The following is a 15,195-nucleotide window of genomic DNA, read 5'->3' as shown; positions in this document are numbered from 1 at the left end:
ACCTTTACTTCAATTGAATCTGAAAATGATACTTCACCCGAATTTCATCTTTAGCTTTCATAAAAAGAAGAGAAGGATTTTCTAATTCATATTCAGAAAACGTAACAACAAGGGATCCGTCCACTTGAATGGAATTGGGATTCTCTGGTTTTACTGTAGCGTCAGTTGCAAAATCTTTTGTTTTTCCATGAATGGCTAACTTGCCTTTAATTGTGTAGGCCTGATCCTTTTCCGGTTTTATCGATTCAATTTTGACAAGAATGTTTGGTGAATCTGGATATCCTAAAATTTCTTGGATATGAGAATCACGATTTGAATCCCCGGAAACAATTTTCAAAAGTGGAATTTTGATTTCAAAGGGAGATTTTAAAGTGTAATGATTTCCTGAAACCTGGATATTGGGAGTTTCCATTTGAATTTCATTACAAACACCCGTTACATTTTTTGTAGTATGTTCTACAAAAAATTCTATATACTTTTTTGTAACTTCTGCAGCAAAAACATTCGCTCCGAAGAACAAAAACACAAAACAAAAAATTATCTTATTCATCAAATCAATCCTATCCTTAAAATTAAAATGTAATGACGAGTAATGCAATGGACATAGCACCAAATCCAGTCCAACCCACTTGTTCCATTTGGTGAGCTGCCCTCGGACCCTCTTTTTCAATTCTAGCACCTAACCCAGGCAATAAAAGCATAGATGCTAAATGAATGGGTATCATTGCTTTATGCGCAAAAATCGGACTATAAATTCTTGGCCCATCATCTTCGGTTTCTGATTCTATTTTAGACGGAGAAAAAAAGGCAAGACTTGCAGTAATCGCATACATACTGAACGTCGCCATCGCTAAATTTTTATGCATTGCTGCAGAGTGTTTGGTTTCCCATTCCTCATTTGCTTTTAATGCCAAATACAAACCCGCATTATTGGTTGGATCCTTTAATAGAAAATAATCGGCGGCAATGCTATGTCGATTTAACGAACCTAATGCAACCAAATAGATTGGGTCATTCGTTGCATATTGTGGATTTGCGAGTAATAAACCCTGTGCATACTGGTCTGATTTTCTATACAAAGTTTCAGACGCCTTATCCCCTTCTAAGTTAGTCGCAAGCCAAAGTGCTAAAGTGGTTAACCCAGCAATTTGGTGCCATTCCAAAAGGTTTCTTCTTTTTTTCAGTGATTCTTTTGTGACCAGAGGTTTGTTGTTTTGTTGAAGAAGGGGAATCGATTGTGCGAAGACTGTGGAAAAAGATAAAAGACTTACAAACAAAACAATTTGTATTCTCATAAAAAAATACTAACACAAGGAATCTGAATGTAAATAAATAATCCCCTTGATTCAAAGATAAAAGTTAGAGACATAGCTTAGAATGATTACAAAAACCAAAGTTTTACAATCGGAGTTTTTCTAATACAGTTCTATTAAATATAACCTTACTTATGTGCAGAAATAGGGATGGAACCTTTCCAAGTAGAAATACCACTCCCTTCAATCGGATACGGTTTACCTAAATATTTAGGTGGAGTGTCCCATTGAATGTCCCACCAAGCAAGGACTCTTGCTGAAAACTCTCGGAAGGAATAGTAGGTTTCTTTTTTATAAGTTCTTAAATTACATTCATAACCGTATAACTCGAGTTCTAGTTCCCTTCCCAAATAAATAGCCCGAGGTAAAAAGAAAGATTGGCTCACGAAGATTGCTTTTTTTACAAGGAAAACTTCTTTGGCCCTGATGAGAGTGTCTAAAGTTCGAAAACCGGCATGATCTACAAAGATATCTTCAGGTTTTACTTTGTGGTTTAACATAAATTCCAACATGGGCCGAAGTTCGTTGTAATCAGACTTTCCATTGTCACCCGACAGTAGGATTTTTTTAACACGTTTTGCATTATACAAATCCAAACCACATGCCAATCGATCCATTAGAATGGGAGAAGGAGTTTTGCCATACACAGCAGCACCAGGAACAATTGCCACTTCCGCTTCAGGGATTTCCGTCGGTTGGTGGGAGTGGATTGAGGTTTCATATACATACCAAAATCGCAAATTCGTTGCCAATGCGACAAAACTCAAGAATCCGAAAACAAGGACAATCCCAAGAAATAGGGATTTCCACTTGACCCTTGAGAGGAATCGGAGCGTTATATTTATGTAGGTCACGCGGTTCGTCATGAAGAAAAAAATTAAAGAGATTAGGTCTGTTTTTTCACAGGACAATCCGAAAATCAAGAAACAGATTGATAAGGTGAAAGAAAAAGGTCACCAACGGATGACCATTCTTGTCATTCCTCATGGATACGATAGTTCTTTCCACTTCCAAATTTCTCATTTTACCATTCTATTTTTTTTAGGGCTGACTGTCGGTCTCCTCAGTCTTGCCATCTTTGGCATTGTTGGTTCTAGTAGTACCCAAACCCAAATCAATCAACTCTCAAAAATTTACGGAACTTACTTTGATACTTATATCACACATGCCAACCAATTAGAAGAAATGAAAGAAGAGTATTCCAAACTAAATGAAAGTATGTTGGAACTCTTTACTCTGATAGATGGACAAGATGATGAACTTTTAAAAATTCCTGCCGAGGATTATATCGAAACTGCTGCGATAGAATCACTCCAAAAAGAAGAAAAAGAAGACAAACAATTAGATGTGGGTAGAAAGTACTTAAGCGAAATTTATGATCTCCGCCAATTGAAACACCGAATGGACAATTACCAACGTTTGGTGGAAGCAAACTATCAGTTTTTATACCAACGTTCAGACATATTATCCAAGTCTCCTCTTTTTAATCCTATGTATTCCTACAATTTAACTTCACCCTTTGGAATGAGAAAGTCACCTACCACTGGTTATTGGGAGTACCATGACGGTTTGGATATGGCAAATGCAACCGGAACTCCCATTTATGCTTCGGCACCAGGGCGTGTGGTTCGTGTTACTTACTCCAATGTGGGATATGGTCACCACGTCATCATCCAACATGACTTCGGTTTTAGCACATTATACGGTCACTGTTCAAGGATTTACGTAAGGAACGGACAAGAAGTGAAAGCCGGTGAACAAATCGCTGAGGTGGGTGCTACAGGAAATGTAACAGGCCCTCACCTACATTATGAAATTTTTATTTCCGAAGAAGGAAAAACAGATCCAGAACAATACATGCAAGCAGGGGTTTACTGATTGCCTAAGAAAGAAAGTCCTGCCAAACGAATCACTGAACTTCGGAAAGAGATTCAAAAACACAACGACCTTTACTATAAAGACAATACACCTAAAATTTCAGACAAAGAGTTTGATCTTTTAGTCAAAGAATTACAGTCTCTTGAAACCTCTAATCCCGATTTAGTTGATGATTCATCTCCTACTTTAAAAGTAGGTTCCGATCTCTCTCCCCAATTTAGCAAATTTAAACATAAAGTTCCTGTTTTATCTTTAGAAAATACATATAATGAAACGGAACTCTCCGAATGGTTAGAAAAAACGGGAATCGAAGAACTTTATTCCTTGGAATGGAAAATTGATGGCGCCTCCATCTTGTTATACTATGAAAACGGAAAACTTGTCCACTGTGTGACAAGGGGCTCTGGTGGCATTGGTGACATTGTTACCGATAATGTAAAAACGATTGAATCCATCCCACAGAATCTATCGGAACCTTTAAATCTCACCGTTCGTGGTGAAATTTTTATGACATTTGCTGACTTCGAAGAATTCAACGAGGAATACGGAGGAAAGTTTGCAAACCCAAGGAATTTAGCTGCAGGATCAATCAAACAAAAAGATCCGGCAGATGTCGCCAAACGTCCGTTAAAAATTTATGTTTATGATGTGTATTTTTCCTCATCTCGCAAAGGAATCAACCTACATAAAGACATCTTAACTCTACTAAAAAAAGAAAAGTTTCCACTTGCACCCGATACATCAATCATCAAAGGAAAAAATCTCATAAAAGAAATTGAATCCTTCCGCAAGAAAAAAGACAAAATGCCATTTCCAGTAGATGGACTTGTGATCAAACTTGATGACCTAAATCTTCGCGAGAATTTGGGAGAAACAAGTCACTCTCCTCGTTGGGCCCGAGCCTTTAAATTTGATGCTTTACTCAAAGAAACGACCATCGAAGAAATTGATTTTGCCATTGGAAGAACAGGAAAAATCACACCGAGAGCCAAAGTGACACCAATCTCACTTGCAGGAACTACTGTCACTTACGCCACCTTACATAATCAAGACTATATAAACCAACTGGGTGCGGGAATTGGTGCAAAAGTATTAATCTCCAAACGAGGGGAAATCATTCCTGCGGTCGAAAAAGTAACTGTCCCTCCAAAATCTGTATTTGTATTACCCAAGGTATGCCCAGCTTGCAAAACAAAATTAACAAAAGTAGACGACTCTGTTGATTTTTTCTGCACCAATCGGAATTGTCCCGAACGAAAACTTAACCAACTGATTTTCTTTTGTTCCAAAAAACAAATGGACATCGAAGGTTTAGGGGAAAAACAAATTCAGATCTTTTTTGAAAAAAGTTGGGTCAAAGATATTCCCGACCTCTATACATTAGAAAAATACAAAGCCGAAATACTTGAGTTAGATGGTTTTGCAGAAAAATCCGTAAAAATCATTTTTGATGCTATAGAAAAATCAAAAGAAAAAGATTTCCGTTTCACCTTACCTTCCATAGGACTAAACGAAGTTGGACCCAAAGTCACAGAAATTCTTATCGAACATGGTTTTGACTCTTGGGAAAAACTAGTCACACTCTCTAAATCCAAAAATGCAAACGAGGAACTGACCTCCATTCATGGAATCGGGCCGAGAACCATCGAAGCCTTACTTGCTCATCTGGCTGATAAAGAAACTCTCAAACAAGTAAAGACCCTGATAAAACTTGGCTTAAAATTCCAAGCCGACGAAACCGAAAAAAGCGACATACAACCGTTTGTGGGTCAAAGCTGGTGTGTAACTGGAAGTTTTGAAAATTTCCAACCCCGGGACATTGCCATGGATCTCATCACCAAACATGGTGGCAAAAAAGTATCCGGTGTTTCCTCTAAAACCACCCACCTTCTCTATGGCCCAGGTGCTGGTTCCAAATTAGAGAAAGCAACCGAACTCGGTGTGAAACTTGTTTCCGAAACGGAGTTTCTGAGCCTTCTCAAAAAAGAAGGAATCCCTTTACCGTAATGAGACGGCGATCCACTCCTGTCGCTGTCGACGAGATTTTCTGTTTCGACTGACATGTTTTGCCATTCCAAGTTTTCCAACTCTGTCAATCTCTAAACACCCGTGGGCATTTACACGCAATACGTTTAACCATCGGGAAGTGGAAGATATACGTATTACGTGTAAACAACAGAGCGACGAAATAGACTTGACTCTTATAGAAATTTATTTAATAAAAAGATAATATTAAAAATAATTCCACCTAACCTTAATTAAACAAAAACAATCAATGTCTGCAATGAACATCTTTGAAACTTACCTAGAAAACTTCGTTACAATTGTGAAGGCGGATACCCGATTTATCGCCGCTTGTTTAGCAGGATCTGGAATTACTGATGAACTAGACAAATACTCAGATTTAGACATTGTTCTCATTACCGAAAATCATGTTACATTTCAACCCGCAGAAATGAAACAATTCGCGAATCAAATCGGAGATCTACTCGTTGGTTTTACGGGAGAACATGTTGGTGAAAGTCGTTTACTCATTTGTTTATACAATTCCCCCCTTTTACATGTAGATCTTAAATTCATACAGATTCAAGATTTTAACCATCGAGTCGAAAATCCAAAAATTTTATTCGATCGAAACAATCAAATTCCGGCCATCTATACAAATACCAATGCAATTTGGCCAAGTTTAAACTTTCAATGGATTGAAGACCGGTTTTGGGTTTGGATCCATTATGTTGCCACAAAACTCGGAAGAGGTGAATTTTTTGAATCTATTGATTTTCTCGCATTTTTAAGGGGCAATGTTCTCGGCCCAATGTTTCATCTAAAATATGAAAAGAATCCTAGAGGTGTTAGGAAACTAGATTTCATTTTGTCGAAATCTGATCTAGAAAGTTTTAAAGCAACATTACCTATCTATGAATTTGACTCGATATTCAATTCCGTTTTAACTTCGATCCAGCTGTATTGTGAATTAAGAGATTTATTAGTTTCAAATATTCTAAAACACGAAATTGCAAAGAAAGAGAGTATAAAATATCTTAAAAACCTAAAACTGAATTCGTAACCCCAACAAGATCCTTAATTCCGTTTTGATTCATCATTAAAACTTTTTCTATGTCTCCGGCTCTCTATTGGACTAATTTTTCAAATTCGTTATCTCCTAACCAAAGAGCTCCTTTTCATTAAAATTTCAGGAAACCCCTTCCAACATCCACAGGCAGATACAAAACCACAAACCCTATCGATTTTAAGGCTTTTTATTCTTGACATGCAGGTATTTACCTGCATAATGATCTTGTATGCCGAAGGAAACAGAAGGGGTAGATCAGGTATTTAAGGCAATGGCAGATCCGAGCCGAAGGAAAGTGCTCGATCTTCTTTATGCCAATAATGGCCAAACTCTGTCCTCACTCTGCGAAGACTTAGACATGCAAAGGCAATCGGCAACACAACACATAGAAATCCTCATCAAAGCAAATCTGGTATCCGTTGTTTGGAAGGGACGAGAGAAACTTCATTTCATCAACCCTGTACCAATTCATGAGGTCTATGAACGTTGGGTTCGAAAATTTGAACAGAATCGCTTAGGGTTTTTACATGACCTGAAAGTACAACTCGAAGGAGAAAACGATGGAAAAAAATAGTTTTGTTTATGTGACTTTTATACTCAGCACACCGGAAAAGGTTTGGAATGCAATCACCGATCCAGAAATCACACGGCAGTACTGGCTTGATCCCTTAGCAAAAAATCCAGCACACATTAATGTTTCCGATTGGAAACCAGGTTCTGTTTGGAAACACGAAAAGTTAGATGAAACCAAAACAGTCGATATCATAGGCAAGGTTATCGAAAGTTCACCTCCACGCCGTTTGGTTCTATCTTGGGCCCGGCCAAAAGAAATGGAAGAAGAATCAAAACATGCTCGTGTCACATTTGATATTGAACCTTATGCAAACGGTTTAGTTCGTTTAGTAGTGACACACGAAGATTTAGATCCACAAATGTTAGCAGGAATCTCAACAGGTTGGCCAAGTGTTCTTTCCAATCTCAAAACATTTTTAGAATCGGGTCGTCCTTTGGCGGGACACATTTCAAATACATAACTTCACCACATAACAATATTTATGCGTTATATTAAAATTACTTCTGGAGAAACTATATGAATCTACCTTATACCGGTGGCTGCGCTTGCGGCGCCATTCGATATCACATTTCTGATGAACCAATATTTATGAACGATTGCCAATGTAAAGACTGTCAAAAGATGAGTGGTACAGGGCATGGATCTTATCTCACATTTCCCTCTCGTGCTGCGATAAAACTGGAAGGGAAAGCCAATCACTTTGATATGATTGGAGACAGTGGGAATACCAAAACAAGTAGTTTTTGTTCTAAATGTGGGTCACCTGTTTATATGACCTTTGCCGCTATGCCAACTCTGTTTACCGTCCACGCCACAAGCCTTGATGATCCAAGTCGTTACAAACCTCAAGCGGTGACTTATGTTATTCGTGGTTTTTCTTGGGACCATTTGGATCCGACGCTACCAAAATTTGAAAAGATGCCAAAAACCTAACACCTTTTTGGCGAAACTAAATCCAAACATTCTTCGATAGGTTCTTGCTCTCATTCGAACGATACAGAAGATTAATTTTTTGTGCGCCTCGAATTGGTTATTCGATTAAAATTCAGAACTAAACCGACCGCGCTATCCGCTCCAATCTTTCCGATCTTTTGGTGATTCAAAATTGCCATCAATACGGAAAGGATTTCCGCTACTATCGCTGGCGTGGGGAGTTGTTTTTATAATTAATTGAAAAACTTTAAATCTAATAAGATTAGTAGCTGAATGTTTTTCAACTATGAACCTAAAATTATATTTTCCGAATCAAACAAAACAAATTTTGTCAACTCAAAATGAATCGCATGCATTTATACGCAATACAGATAAAAAACGCTATTCTGTTCTTAACCGTTATTCGTTTAACATACTGGGTATTTTATAAGTTTGACTGTTCATGGTGATTCAAATAAAAGCAATGATTTGTCTTTTTATTCGTATACATTCCAATTTACAAAAATCCGAATCTAACTCAAACTACTCTACATCCCTGAATCATCTAATCCATCGGATAATAAAAATGAACTACGTCCTCAGCTCTGGCTCCCGTGGACCTATAAAAATCAAGTGCGTAATCATCCACCAGATCCGCTTGGACAAACACTTCTTCTACTCCCATTTTTTTACAATAGGCATTGATACCTTGGATGAGTGATTTACCGATCCCTTGGCGTTGGTATTTGGTAAGAACAGCTAAATCAAAAATATATACTAAAGGTTTTTCTGAGTAGTATTGACGAAGCGTGTAAGTAGTTAAACCTCCAATCACTTGATTATCGAATATAGAAACAAAAACAAAAAAATCATCCCTATCTAACAAAGTTTGGAGATAACTGGAACTTGGTATTTGAAAGTTTTTCATTTCAAATACATCTTCAAAAACTCGCAAAAGCTCGATAAATTGGTTCAAATCATGGGAAGATAATTTTTTAATTTTCACATTTTCCATATTATCTCATTCGAAAAAAATCTTATAAACGAATGGCGTATAACCAAGCAAAAACTTTACATTTAATTAAATTTTACTTCAATCGCTCGAGAACACCCTTTCGTTTTACAATATTTTTATAGTCCCATTGGATTTTTTTCGCCTGACCGAGCCAACGTTTTAAATCTTTTTTCTTGATTTGACTAACATCCGTATATCGGACTTCTGCTGCCTTAAAACTTCCTTCAGGTTCTAGCCCATCTTCTTCAAAACTTTGACCACTCCAAAAAAGAAGTCGAATACAAGTTTTTAATTTACTATATCCAACAATAGGATTCCCGTCCAAAAACCAAACAGGATGTGCATGCCAAATTTTCTTTTCTGCTTTAGCTAAGTTCAAATTGATTTCTTGATATAAAAAATCACAAATTTCTTGATCTATAGAAGATTGGGATTTGTTGTATGTTTCGATCTCTTTACTCACTGATTGGTTCTCTCTTTAAAATGGTTATCAACAATTGCCACTATTGAAATTACATTCTTATTCGATAAGTTCCAATGTGTAAGCAGAACCTTCGACCTAAATACTCTATGAATCAAATTTTAGATTTTTATTCATAGAGATGTGATTTACTAACTATTATAATTTACTTAGAAACCTTAAGTTATTTACAAATTTTTTTGACGGTCGATACTACCTTTACATCAACTGTAGGCCAGAGTTTACTCAAACCATCAGAACCTTTATGTAAATCATTACATTCTGCATTTAATTTACTAAGTCCGGATTGTAATCCTAAGCCCACAACATCAACCGTACCAGTCACTTCAACTACATCATCTTTCCAAACAAAATTCACAGGAACTGATGTTTTTGAGTTACCAAATCGTAAATTTAATTTTGCAGTTCCTGTTTCACCTGCAGTAATATCAGAAAAGGATCCGGAAATTTTTTTATTTCCTTTCACAGAGCCAAAAAAGAACTTTTTAATTTTTCCATCTCTATCGGGAACACCAGAATTGATAGAAGAAGAATCAATTTGGAATTGTAAAGCATTTACAGCACCAAACTTTGATTTGTCTTTTTGTTTACCAACTACTTTAATGGAATCGAATTTACCTTTAACGCCTGTTTTCTCGGTAAACTTGAACGCTGTCCACTCTAAAGAGGTTTGCGCTGGGTCATATTCATATGTACAGTTTTCTTCTGCAAAAAGTCCGGTGGAAAAACAGAGTGCGATAAGTACCAAAGCGGAATTAAAAAATTTCATGGGAACCTCTACTTACAAATAGAAAATGTAGAACAAAGTTTTGTCAAGTGGAGTCTAAGGTTCGAATCGCAATTCGCATGTTAAAATTTTTACATTTGTTGGTATTTCATTTCAAAAACCAACTCTTCAAACCAAAAGAAGAAACTCACTCTCCACGACTTTCTTCCCATGAAGATTTGGCAAAGTCAGTTTTGGATTTTTTATCTGAATCCTTACACATCCATTCAATTCCCAGTCAAATTATCGAAGGGTTTCGATCACTCCGTAGTAAATATCATCAGCTAACAAAGGAAAACTTTTATGATTTTCTATTTGCTGCTTCGCATCAATACCAAATCCGCATAAACATTGTTCAAAAAACATTACAAGACATAAGATCTTATATCACTAATGATGCACCTTTTGTTTTCTTAAGTTCAAATGAGAACGAGGGATTACCTGAATTCTATGCCATTCTTAGTTACCAAACTTCTTCCTATCTAATCAAACCTCTACATAGATTTGATGCGGAAGAGGAATGGTATTCCGAAAAAGATTTATTTAAACTCATTGGAATCAAATCAAATAAAGATTCTGTTGATTGGATCATTGCCGAACCTACTTTCCCATTTTCAACAAACCAAGACACACCAAAATCTAACTCCTCCGTTACCAATGCATTAAAACAAATTTCTCATCTGATTCGGATGGAATCCAAAGATGTTTGGATTGTTTTTATTTACGGAATCGGAATTGGAATTTTGTCTTTAGTAGTTCCTGTTGCCACTTCATCACTTGTCAATATTGTTGCCTTTGGTGTTCTGATCCAACCCGTCATTATATTAACTCTATTGGTTGTGTTCTTTTTAGGGTTTGCTGGCGCAATGCAAACCATTCAAATCTACGTAGTTGAAATTTTGCAAAGACGTGTCTTTGTGAGAATCGCTACCGAATTTGCTGTTAAATTTCCAAAAATTCGCCAAAATGTCTTAGACAAACATCACAATCCAGAACTTGTGAATCGGTTTTTTGATACGATGACTATTCAAAAATCCATTCATTCCTTGTTAGTTGATGGACTTTCAGTTGTATTAACGACTGTCATTGGTTTTGTTCTGATTTCTTTTTATCATCCGATCTTTATTGTATTTTCTTTTATTATTTTGTTTGTGGGTGGGTATTGGGTTATCTATCGATTGGGAAAACCTGCTGCAGAAAACTATATCAAAATTTCAAAAGAAAAATACAAGGTAGCTGCTTGGTTAGAAGAAATTTCCAGACATTCCGCACTCTTTCATTCTACCTTCGGCTCCAATTTTGCTTTGGACAAAGCTGATTCTTTCATTCGTGACTATTTATACGCTAGAAAAAAATATTTTTTCAATTATATACGTCAAATCATAGGACTTGTGGGCATTCAAGCTTTGGCAAGTGCCATAGTACTTGGATTAGGTGGATATTTAGTCATCCATAGACAACTCACCATTGGGCAATTAGTGGCAGCAGAACTTGTCATTGCCAAAGTCCTTAGTGATATATCCAAATTTGGAAAACAGTTGGATAGTTTTTATAGTTTGATAGCAGCTGTTGACAAAATCAATTCAGTATTCCATCTGCCTACTATCCCAGTCAAAACAGTGGAATTTGAAATCCCTGACGAGCCTATCCAAGTACAATTATCTGGAATTCATTATTCTTTAACTAATGGCCATAAAGTTTTTAACCAATTCCAACTGAAAATTCCAGCAGGAAAAGCCATTGGTATATCATCCAATACTGCTTACGATGCACAAATTCTTTTAGATTTGTTATGTGGTTTACGAGAACCGTCATCAGGTATTATCGAATACAATCACCAAAACATCCACGAAGTTTCGAAAGAACAAATCCACTCTGTTACTTTTCTGGTACGAGGGAATGAAATCTTTGAAGGAACTATCTTAGAAAATATTCGAGTAGGACGAGAAGAAATACCACTTATAGAAATCCGGAAACTATTAATTGAACTTGGAATTTGGGATACAATTCAATCTTTACCAAATGGAATCCATACTCCCCTTTTAACATTTGGTCATCCTTTTGATACAATCCAAACCACTATACTTTCTCTTGCGCGAGCAATCATTGGAAAACCAAAACTTCTGTTAATCGATAGTAATTTAGATCAACTTCCGCCGCACCTTCTCTCAGCTTCTCTCAAAGTTTTATTACAAAAAAATAGGGATTGGACTCTACTTGTTGTTTCCAAATCACCAAATGTTCTTTCGCAACTAGATCAAGTGTTACGTTTAGAAAACGATTCTCATTCCCTAAAGGTAAACTCTTAAAGTTATTTATATGAAAACTGATTTGTCACAAAAATGGAAACTTTATAAAAATCTACCTTCTTATCGATTGGTGCAAACGGCATTACCCGCACAGAGTCTCGCATATATTCTCACTATAATATTTTTCTTAAGTGTACTCATCCTTTTGTATGTTCCTTGGCAACAAACAACTATGGGATTTGGAAGGGTGGTCGCTTACGCTCCTTTGGACCGTCAACAACTCATTGAATCTCCCATTGCCGGCCGTGTTGTCAAATGGCATGTACATGAAGGAACCCGAGTCAAAAAAGGAGATCCTATCATTGATATATCCGATAACGATCCTAATTTTATCAACCGGATTCGCGAAGAAAAAAATGCTCTCTTACAGAGATTAGAAGCTGCAAGGTCTAGGGAAGATAATATTCGTTCCCGCATTATCAGTTTACGTTCATCTAGAGGAAGTGCAGTGAATGCAGCTGATTCTAGAAGGATGATGGCAAAGGATAGGGTTCGTGCCAGCGAACAAGCTGTAGATGCTGCAAAAGCAGCTTTAAAAACTGCCAACCTCAACTTAGACCGTCAAAAACAATTATGGGAAAAAGGTCTGACTTCCAAACGAACTTTGGAACTTGCGGAACTAGAACATACAAACTCAGAAACTGGACTTGACCGCGCTAAATCGGCATATGATGCCGCTGTAAAAGAAGAAAGGGCTTTGTATAGTGATTCAGGCAAAGTGGCACAAGATGCGGAAGCTTCCATCAATGACGCCAAAGCTTCCTTAGCATCAGCACAATCGGAAGTGGCACGTGTTCTGGAAGACTTACCAAAACTAGAAGCCAGGTTGTCTCGACAAGAAACCCAGGAAGTATTTGCACCTAGAGATGGAACCATCATGAGAATTTTGGTCAATCCCGACACACAACAAGTGAAAGAAGGAGATGGAGTGGCAATCCTTGTTCCTGATGCAGAAGATAAAGCTGTTGAACTTTTTATTTCCGGCAACGATATTCCGTTAGTTGGTGAAGGTAGAAAAGTAAGGTTACAATTTCAAGGTTATCCTGTATTACAAATTAGTGGTTGGCCAGAAACTGCAGTAGGAACTTTTGGTGGAACTGTTAAACTTGTAGATATTACTGACAATGGTTCTGGAAATTTCCGAATTCTTGTGATTCCTGACAGAGATGATAGACAATGGCCATCAAGTCGTTACCTAAGACAAGGTGTCCGAGCGAAAGGTTGGATTTTTCTCAATCGTGTTAGTGTAGGTTATGAACTTTGGAGAAGATTCAATGACTTCCCACCAAATCTTCCAATGGACGACCCAGAAATCAAATCTTTGTTAGATGAATCTGGCAATGGAGAGAAAGTCAAATGATTACTAAGTTAAAACAATCCCTATTCGCTTTCCTTTGTCCTTTTGGAATGTTCTTCTCCTTTGTCGTAGAAGCAGATCCAACACGAGATCCTTTTGAATCTTTACATGGCCCCAATATATATTCACAGGATTATATCAACCAACAACCGGGAGTTCTTACCTTAGAAGAACTCCTTAAGTCTGTTGAAAAATCTTATCCACTTGTGCTTGCCGCTGAAAAACTTTTATCTGAAGCCGAATACAACTACTTAGCTGCCGAAGGTGCATTTGATTTACAATTCAAATCCATGGGTACAACCAAACCAATGGGTTATTATACAAACAATGCAACAGATGCTGTATTTGAAAAACCAACACCTCTCGGGGGAACATCCTTTTTTGCTGGATACAGAATTGGGCGTGGAAAGTTTCCTGTGTATGATGGCAAAAGAGAAACCAATGACTATGGAGAAGTGCGAGCTGGTGCTATCTTTCCCCTTATGCGTAATAGAGAGATTGATAAAAATAGAGCCGATATCAAAAAAGCAGATCTTGATCGAAGACTTGCAGAACTCTCCATTCAAAAATTAAAAATCGAAGTCATCAAAGAAGCGACCAAACGATATTGGAAATGGGTTGCCAGTGGCCAAGAGTATCTAGTCAACAAAGACTTGTTAGCTATTGCAAAAAATCGTCAGGAACAAATTACACAACGAATTAAGTTAGGTGATATACCGAAAATAGAAGGAACCGAAAACGATCGTGTTATTTTACAGAGAGAGTCCCAATTTGTTTCTGCTGAACGAGAGATGCAAAAATCAGCCATCGACTTATCTTTATTCCTACGTGCTACTGATGGAAATTTAATCCTTCCTTCCACTGACCGTTTGCCTATCGGATTTCCAAAACCCATTGAATACAAAAAACTCGAACTCGAAAAAAGTATCAAACTTGCTTGGAAATTTAGACCAGAACTACAAGACTTCGAATTCAAACGAGACAAAGTTCGTGTAGACCAAGATATGGGTTACAATGCACTGAAACCTCAAGTAGATTTGGTGGTTGCCGGTTCCCAAGACTTTGGCCCCGGTTCTGTCACAAGAGCCAAACCAGAACTGGAAGCATCCCTTGTTCTCAATCTCCCCATCCAAACCAAACGCCCCAGAGGAATGATCGGTGCGGCAGAAGCAAAGATTGCTCAACTCGATCAGGAATTACAATTCTCAAAAGATAAAATCAAAACAGAAGTGCAAGACTCCATCTCCGAGGTCATTGCATCGGCAAAACGTGTAACTGTTACTCAAAATGAAGTCGAATTGGCGCGAAAGTTAGAAGAGATGGAAAGAGAACGATTTGCACTTGGTGATTCAACACTACTATTTGTGAATATTCGAGAACAGACAAGTGCGGAAGCAGCCGTCCGAGAAATTAAGGCATTGTACGATCATCATGTAGCCATTGCCCATTTCCAAGCATCTACAGCTTCCATTTTGCAAATTTCTCCACTTCCTTAACCTGTTTTATTGTTCAGAAAA

The 15,195-nt window shown here is 37.3% G+C and carries 15 protein-coding genes; 9 read left to right on the top strand and 6 right to left on the bottom strand.

Annotation, left to right across the window (positions count from 1 at the left end; genetic code table 11):
- Positions 1-4: 4 nt before the first annotated feature.
- The 3 genes from EHQ49_RS02960 to EHQ49_RS02950 all read right to left on the bottom strand — a co-directional run bounded on the left by EHQ49_RS02960 (position 5) and on the right by EHQ49_RS02950 (position 2,179).
- Positions 5-550, bottom strand: a complete 546-nt coding sequence (locus tag EHQ49_RS02960) for a YceI family protein (RefSeq protein ID WP_135576184.1) — start codon at positions 548-550, stop codon at positions 5-7.
- Between the two features lie 22 nt (positions 551-572).
- A complete protein-coding gene (locus EHQ49_RS02955) occupies positions 573-1,295 on the bottom strand; it encodes a hypothetical protein (protein WP_425269823.1) in 723 nt (240 codons plus the stop codon).
- A gap of 146 nt (positions 1,296-1,441) precedes the next feature.
- A complete protein-coding gene (locus EHQ49_RS02950) occupies positions 1,442-2,179 on the bottom strand; it encodes a SanA/YdcF family protein (protein WP_135576182.1) in 738 nt (245 codons plus the stop codon).
- On the opposite strand from EHQ49_RS02950, the gene EHQ49_RS02945 reads away from it, so the two are divergent.
- The 6 genes from EHQ49_RS02945 (at position 2,178) to EHQ49_RS02920 (ending at position 7,771) form a co-directional block, all read left to right on the top strand.
- A complete protein-coding gene (locus tag EHQ49_RS02945; RefSeq protein WP_135576180.1) occupies positions 2,178-3,191 on the top strand; it encodes a M23 family metallopeptidase in 1,014 nt (337 codons plus the stop codon). The two genes, EHQ49_RS02950 and EHQ49_RS02945, sit on opposite strands and share 2 nt — an antisense overlap.
- On the top strand, positions 3,192-5,198 hold the full coding sequence (gene ligA, locus EHQ49_RS02940; RefSeq protein WP_135576178.1) for an NAD-dependent DNA ligase LigA: 2,007 nt from the start codon (positions 3,192-3,194) through the stop codon (positions 5,196-5,198).
- 268 nt (positions 5,199-5,466) lie between these two features.
- Entirely contained in the window at positions 5,467-6,258 is a 792-nt protein-coding gene (locus EHQ49_RS02935; RefSeq protein WP_244241314.1) for an aminoglycoside 6-adenylyltransferase, read from the top strand.
- A 235-nt stretch (positions 6,259-6,493) separates the two neighbouring features.
- Positions 6,494-6,838, top strand: a complete 345-nt coding sequence (locus tag EHQ49_RS02930; RefSeq protein ID WP_135576176.1) for an ArsR/SmtB family transcription factor — start codon at positions 6,494-6,496, stop codon at positions 6,836-6,838.
- Entirely contained in the window at positions 6,825-7,298 is a 474-nt protein-coding gene (locus EHQ49_RS02925; protein ID WP_135576174.1) for an SRPBCC family protein, read from the top strand. The genes EHQ49_RS02930 and EHQ49_RS02925 overlap by 14 nt, the downstream gene beginning before the upstream one ends.
- Positions 7,299-7,354: 56 nt before the next feature.
- Complete coding sequence (locus EHQ49_RS02920) at positions 7,355-7,771, top strand: GFA family protein (RefSeq protein ID WP_135576172.1); 417 nt, start codon at positions 7,355-7,357, stop codon at positions 7,769-7,771.
- A gap of 544 nt (positions 7,772-8,315) precedes the next feature.
- Here the strand turns inward: EHQ49_RS02920 and EHQ49_RS02915 are convergent.
- The 3 genes from EHQ49_RS02915 to EHQ49_RS02905 all read right to left on the bottom strand — a co-directional run bounded on the left by EHQ49_RS02915 (position 8,316) and on the right by EHQ49_RS02905 (position 10,015).
- On the bottom strand, positions 8,316-8,765 hold the full coding sequence (locus tag EHQ49_RS02915; RefSeq protein ID WP_135576170.1) for a GNAT family N-acetyltransferase: 450 nt from the start codon (positions 8,763-8,765) through the stop codon (positions 8,316-8,318).
- A gap of 73 nt (positions 8,766-8,838) precedes the next feature.
- Positions 8,839-9,228 carry a DUF1801 domain-containing protein gene (locus EHQ49_RS02910; RefSeq protein ID WP_135576168.1) on the bottom strand — a complete coding sequence of 130 codons (390 nt, stop codon included), beginning with the start codon at positions 9,226-9,228 and terminating at the stop codon, positions 8,839-8,841.
- A 181-nt stretch (positions 9,229-9,409) separates the two neighbouring features.
- Positions 9,410-10,015, bottom strand: a complete 606-nt coding sequence (locus tag EHQ49_RS02905) for a YceI family protein (RefSeq protein WP_135576166.1) — start codon at positions 10,013-10,015, stop codon at positions 9,410-9,412.
- A 77-nt stretch (positions 10,016-10,092) separates the two neighbouring features.
- On the opposite strand from EHQ49_RS02905, the gene EHQ49_RS02900 reads away from it, so the two are divergent.
- From EHQ49_RS02900 to EHQ49_RS02890, 3 genes are read left to right on the top strand one after another with little or no spacing between them, the layout of a single operon-like run.
- On the top strand, positions 10,093-12,321 hold the full coding sequence (locus EHQ49_RS02900; RefSeq protein WP_135576164.1) for an ABC transporter transmembrane domain-containing protein: 2,229 nt from the start codon (positions 10,093-10,095) through the stop codon (positions 12,319-12,321).
- A 10-nt stretch (positions 12,322-12,331) separates the two neighbouring features.
- Positions 12,332-13,681, top strand: coding sequence for an HlyD family secretion protein (locus EHQ49_RS02895; protein WP_135576162.1), 1,350 nt, complete (start codon positions 12,332-12,334; stop codon positions 13,679-13,681).
- Complete coding sequence (locus EHQ49_RS02890) at positions 13,678-15,174, top strand: TolC family protein (protein ID WP_135576160.1); 1,497 nt, start codon at positions 13,678-13,680, stop codon at positions 15,172-15,174. The genes EHQ49_RS02895 and EHQ49_RS02890 overlap by 4 nt, the downstream gene beginning before the upstream one ends.
- The last annotated feature ends 21 nt before the right edge of the window (positions 15,175-15,195 follow it).

The organism is Leptospira perdikensis, from assembly GCF_004769575.1.
In the GTDB taxonomy this organism is placed as follows: domain Bacteria; phylum Spirochaetota; class Leptospiria; order Leptospirales; family Leptospiraceae; genus Leptospira_A; species Leptospira_A perdikensis.
The sequence above is the reverse complement of the archived record's forward strand: the minus strand, read 5'-3'. Positions and strand labels throughout refer to the sequence as shown.

Excerpts from the sequence above, each read along its gene's own strand:
- EHQ49_RS02895 (WP_135576162.1), top strand. The coding sequence starts at position 12,332 with ATGAAAACTGATTTGTCACAAAAATGGAAACTTTATAAAAATCTACCT.
- EHQ49_RS02930 (WP_135576176.1), top strand. The coding sequence starts at position 6,494 with ATGCCGAAGGAAACAGAAGGGGTAGATCAGGTATTTAAGGCAATGGCA.
- EHQ49_RS02890 (WP_135576160.1), top strand. The coding sequence starts at position 13,678 with ATGATTACTAAGTTAAAACAATCCCTATTCGCTTTCCTTTGTCCTTTT.
- EHQ49_RS02925 (WP_135576174.1), top strand. The coding sequence starts at position 6,825 with ATGGAAAAAAATAGTTTTGTTTATGTGACTTTTATACTCAGCACACCG.
- EHQ49_RS02935 (WP_244241314.1), top strand. The coding sequence starts at position 5,467 with ATGTCTGCAATGAACATCTTTGAAACTTACCTAGAAAACTTCGTTACA.
- EHQ49_RS02955 (WP_425269823.1), bottom strand. The coding sequence starts at position 1,295 with ATGAGAATACAAATTGTTTTGTTTGTAAGTCTTTTATCTTTTTCCACA.
- EHQ49_RS02915 (WP_135576170.1), bottom strand. The coding sequence starts at position 8,765 with ATGGAAAATGTGAAAATTAAAAAATTATCTTCCCATGATTTGAACCAA.
- EHQ49_RS02900 (WP_135576164.1), top strand. The coding sequence starts at position 10,093 with ATGTTAAAATTTTTACATTTGTTGGTATTTCATTTCAAAAACCAACTC.
- EHQ49_RS02905 (WP_135576166.1), bottom strand. The coding sequence starts at position 10,015 with ATGAAATTTTTTAATTCCGCTTTGGTACTTATCGCACTCTGTTTTTCC.
- EHQ49_RS02920 (WP_135576172.1), top strand. The coding sequence starts at position 7,355 with ATGAATCTACCTTATACCGGTGGCTGCGCTTGCGGCGCCATTCGATAT.
- EHQ49_RS02945 (WP_135576180.1), top strand. The coding sequence starts at position 2,178 with ATGAAGAAAAAAATTAAAGAGATTAGGTCTGTTTTTTCACAGGACAAT.
- EHQ49_RS02950 (WP_135576182.1), bottom strand. The coding sequence starts at position 2,179 with ATGACGAACCGCGTGACCTACATAAATATAACGCTCCGATTCCTCTCA.
- EHQ49_RS02960 (WP_135576184.1), bottom strand. The coding sequence starts at position 550 with ATGAATAAGATAATTTTTTGTTTTGTGTTTTTGTTCTTCGGAGCGAAT.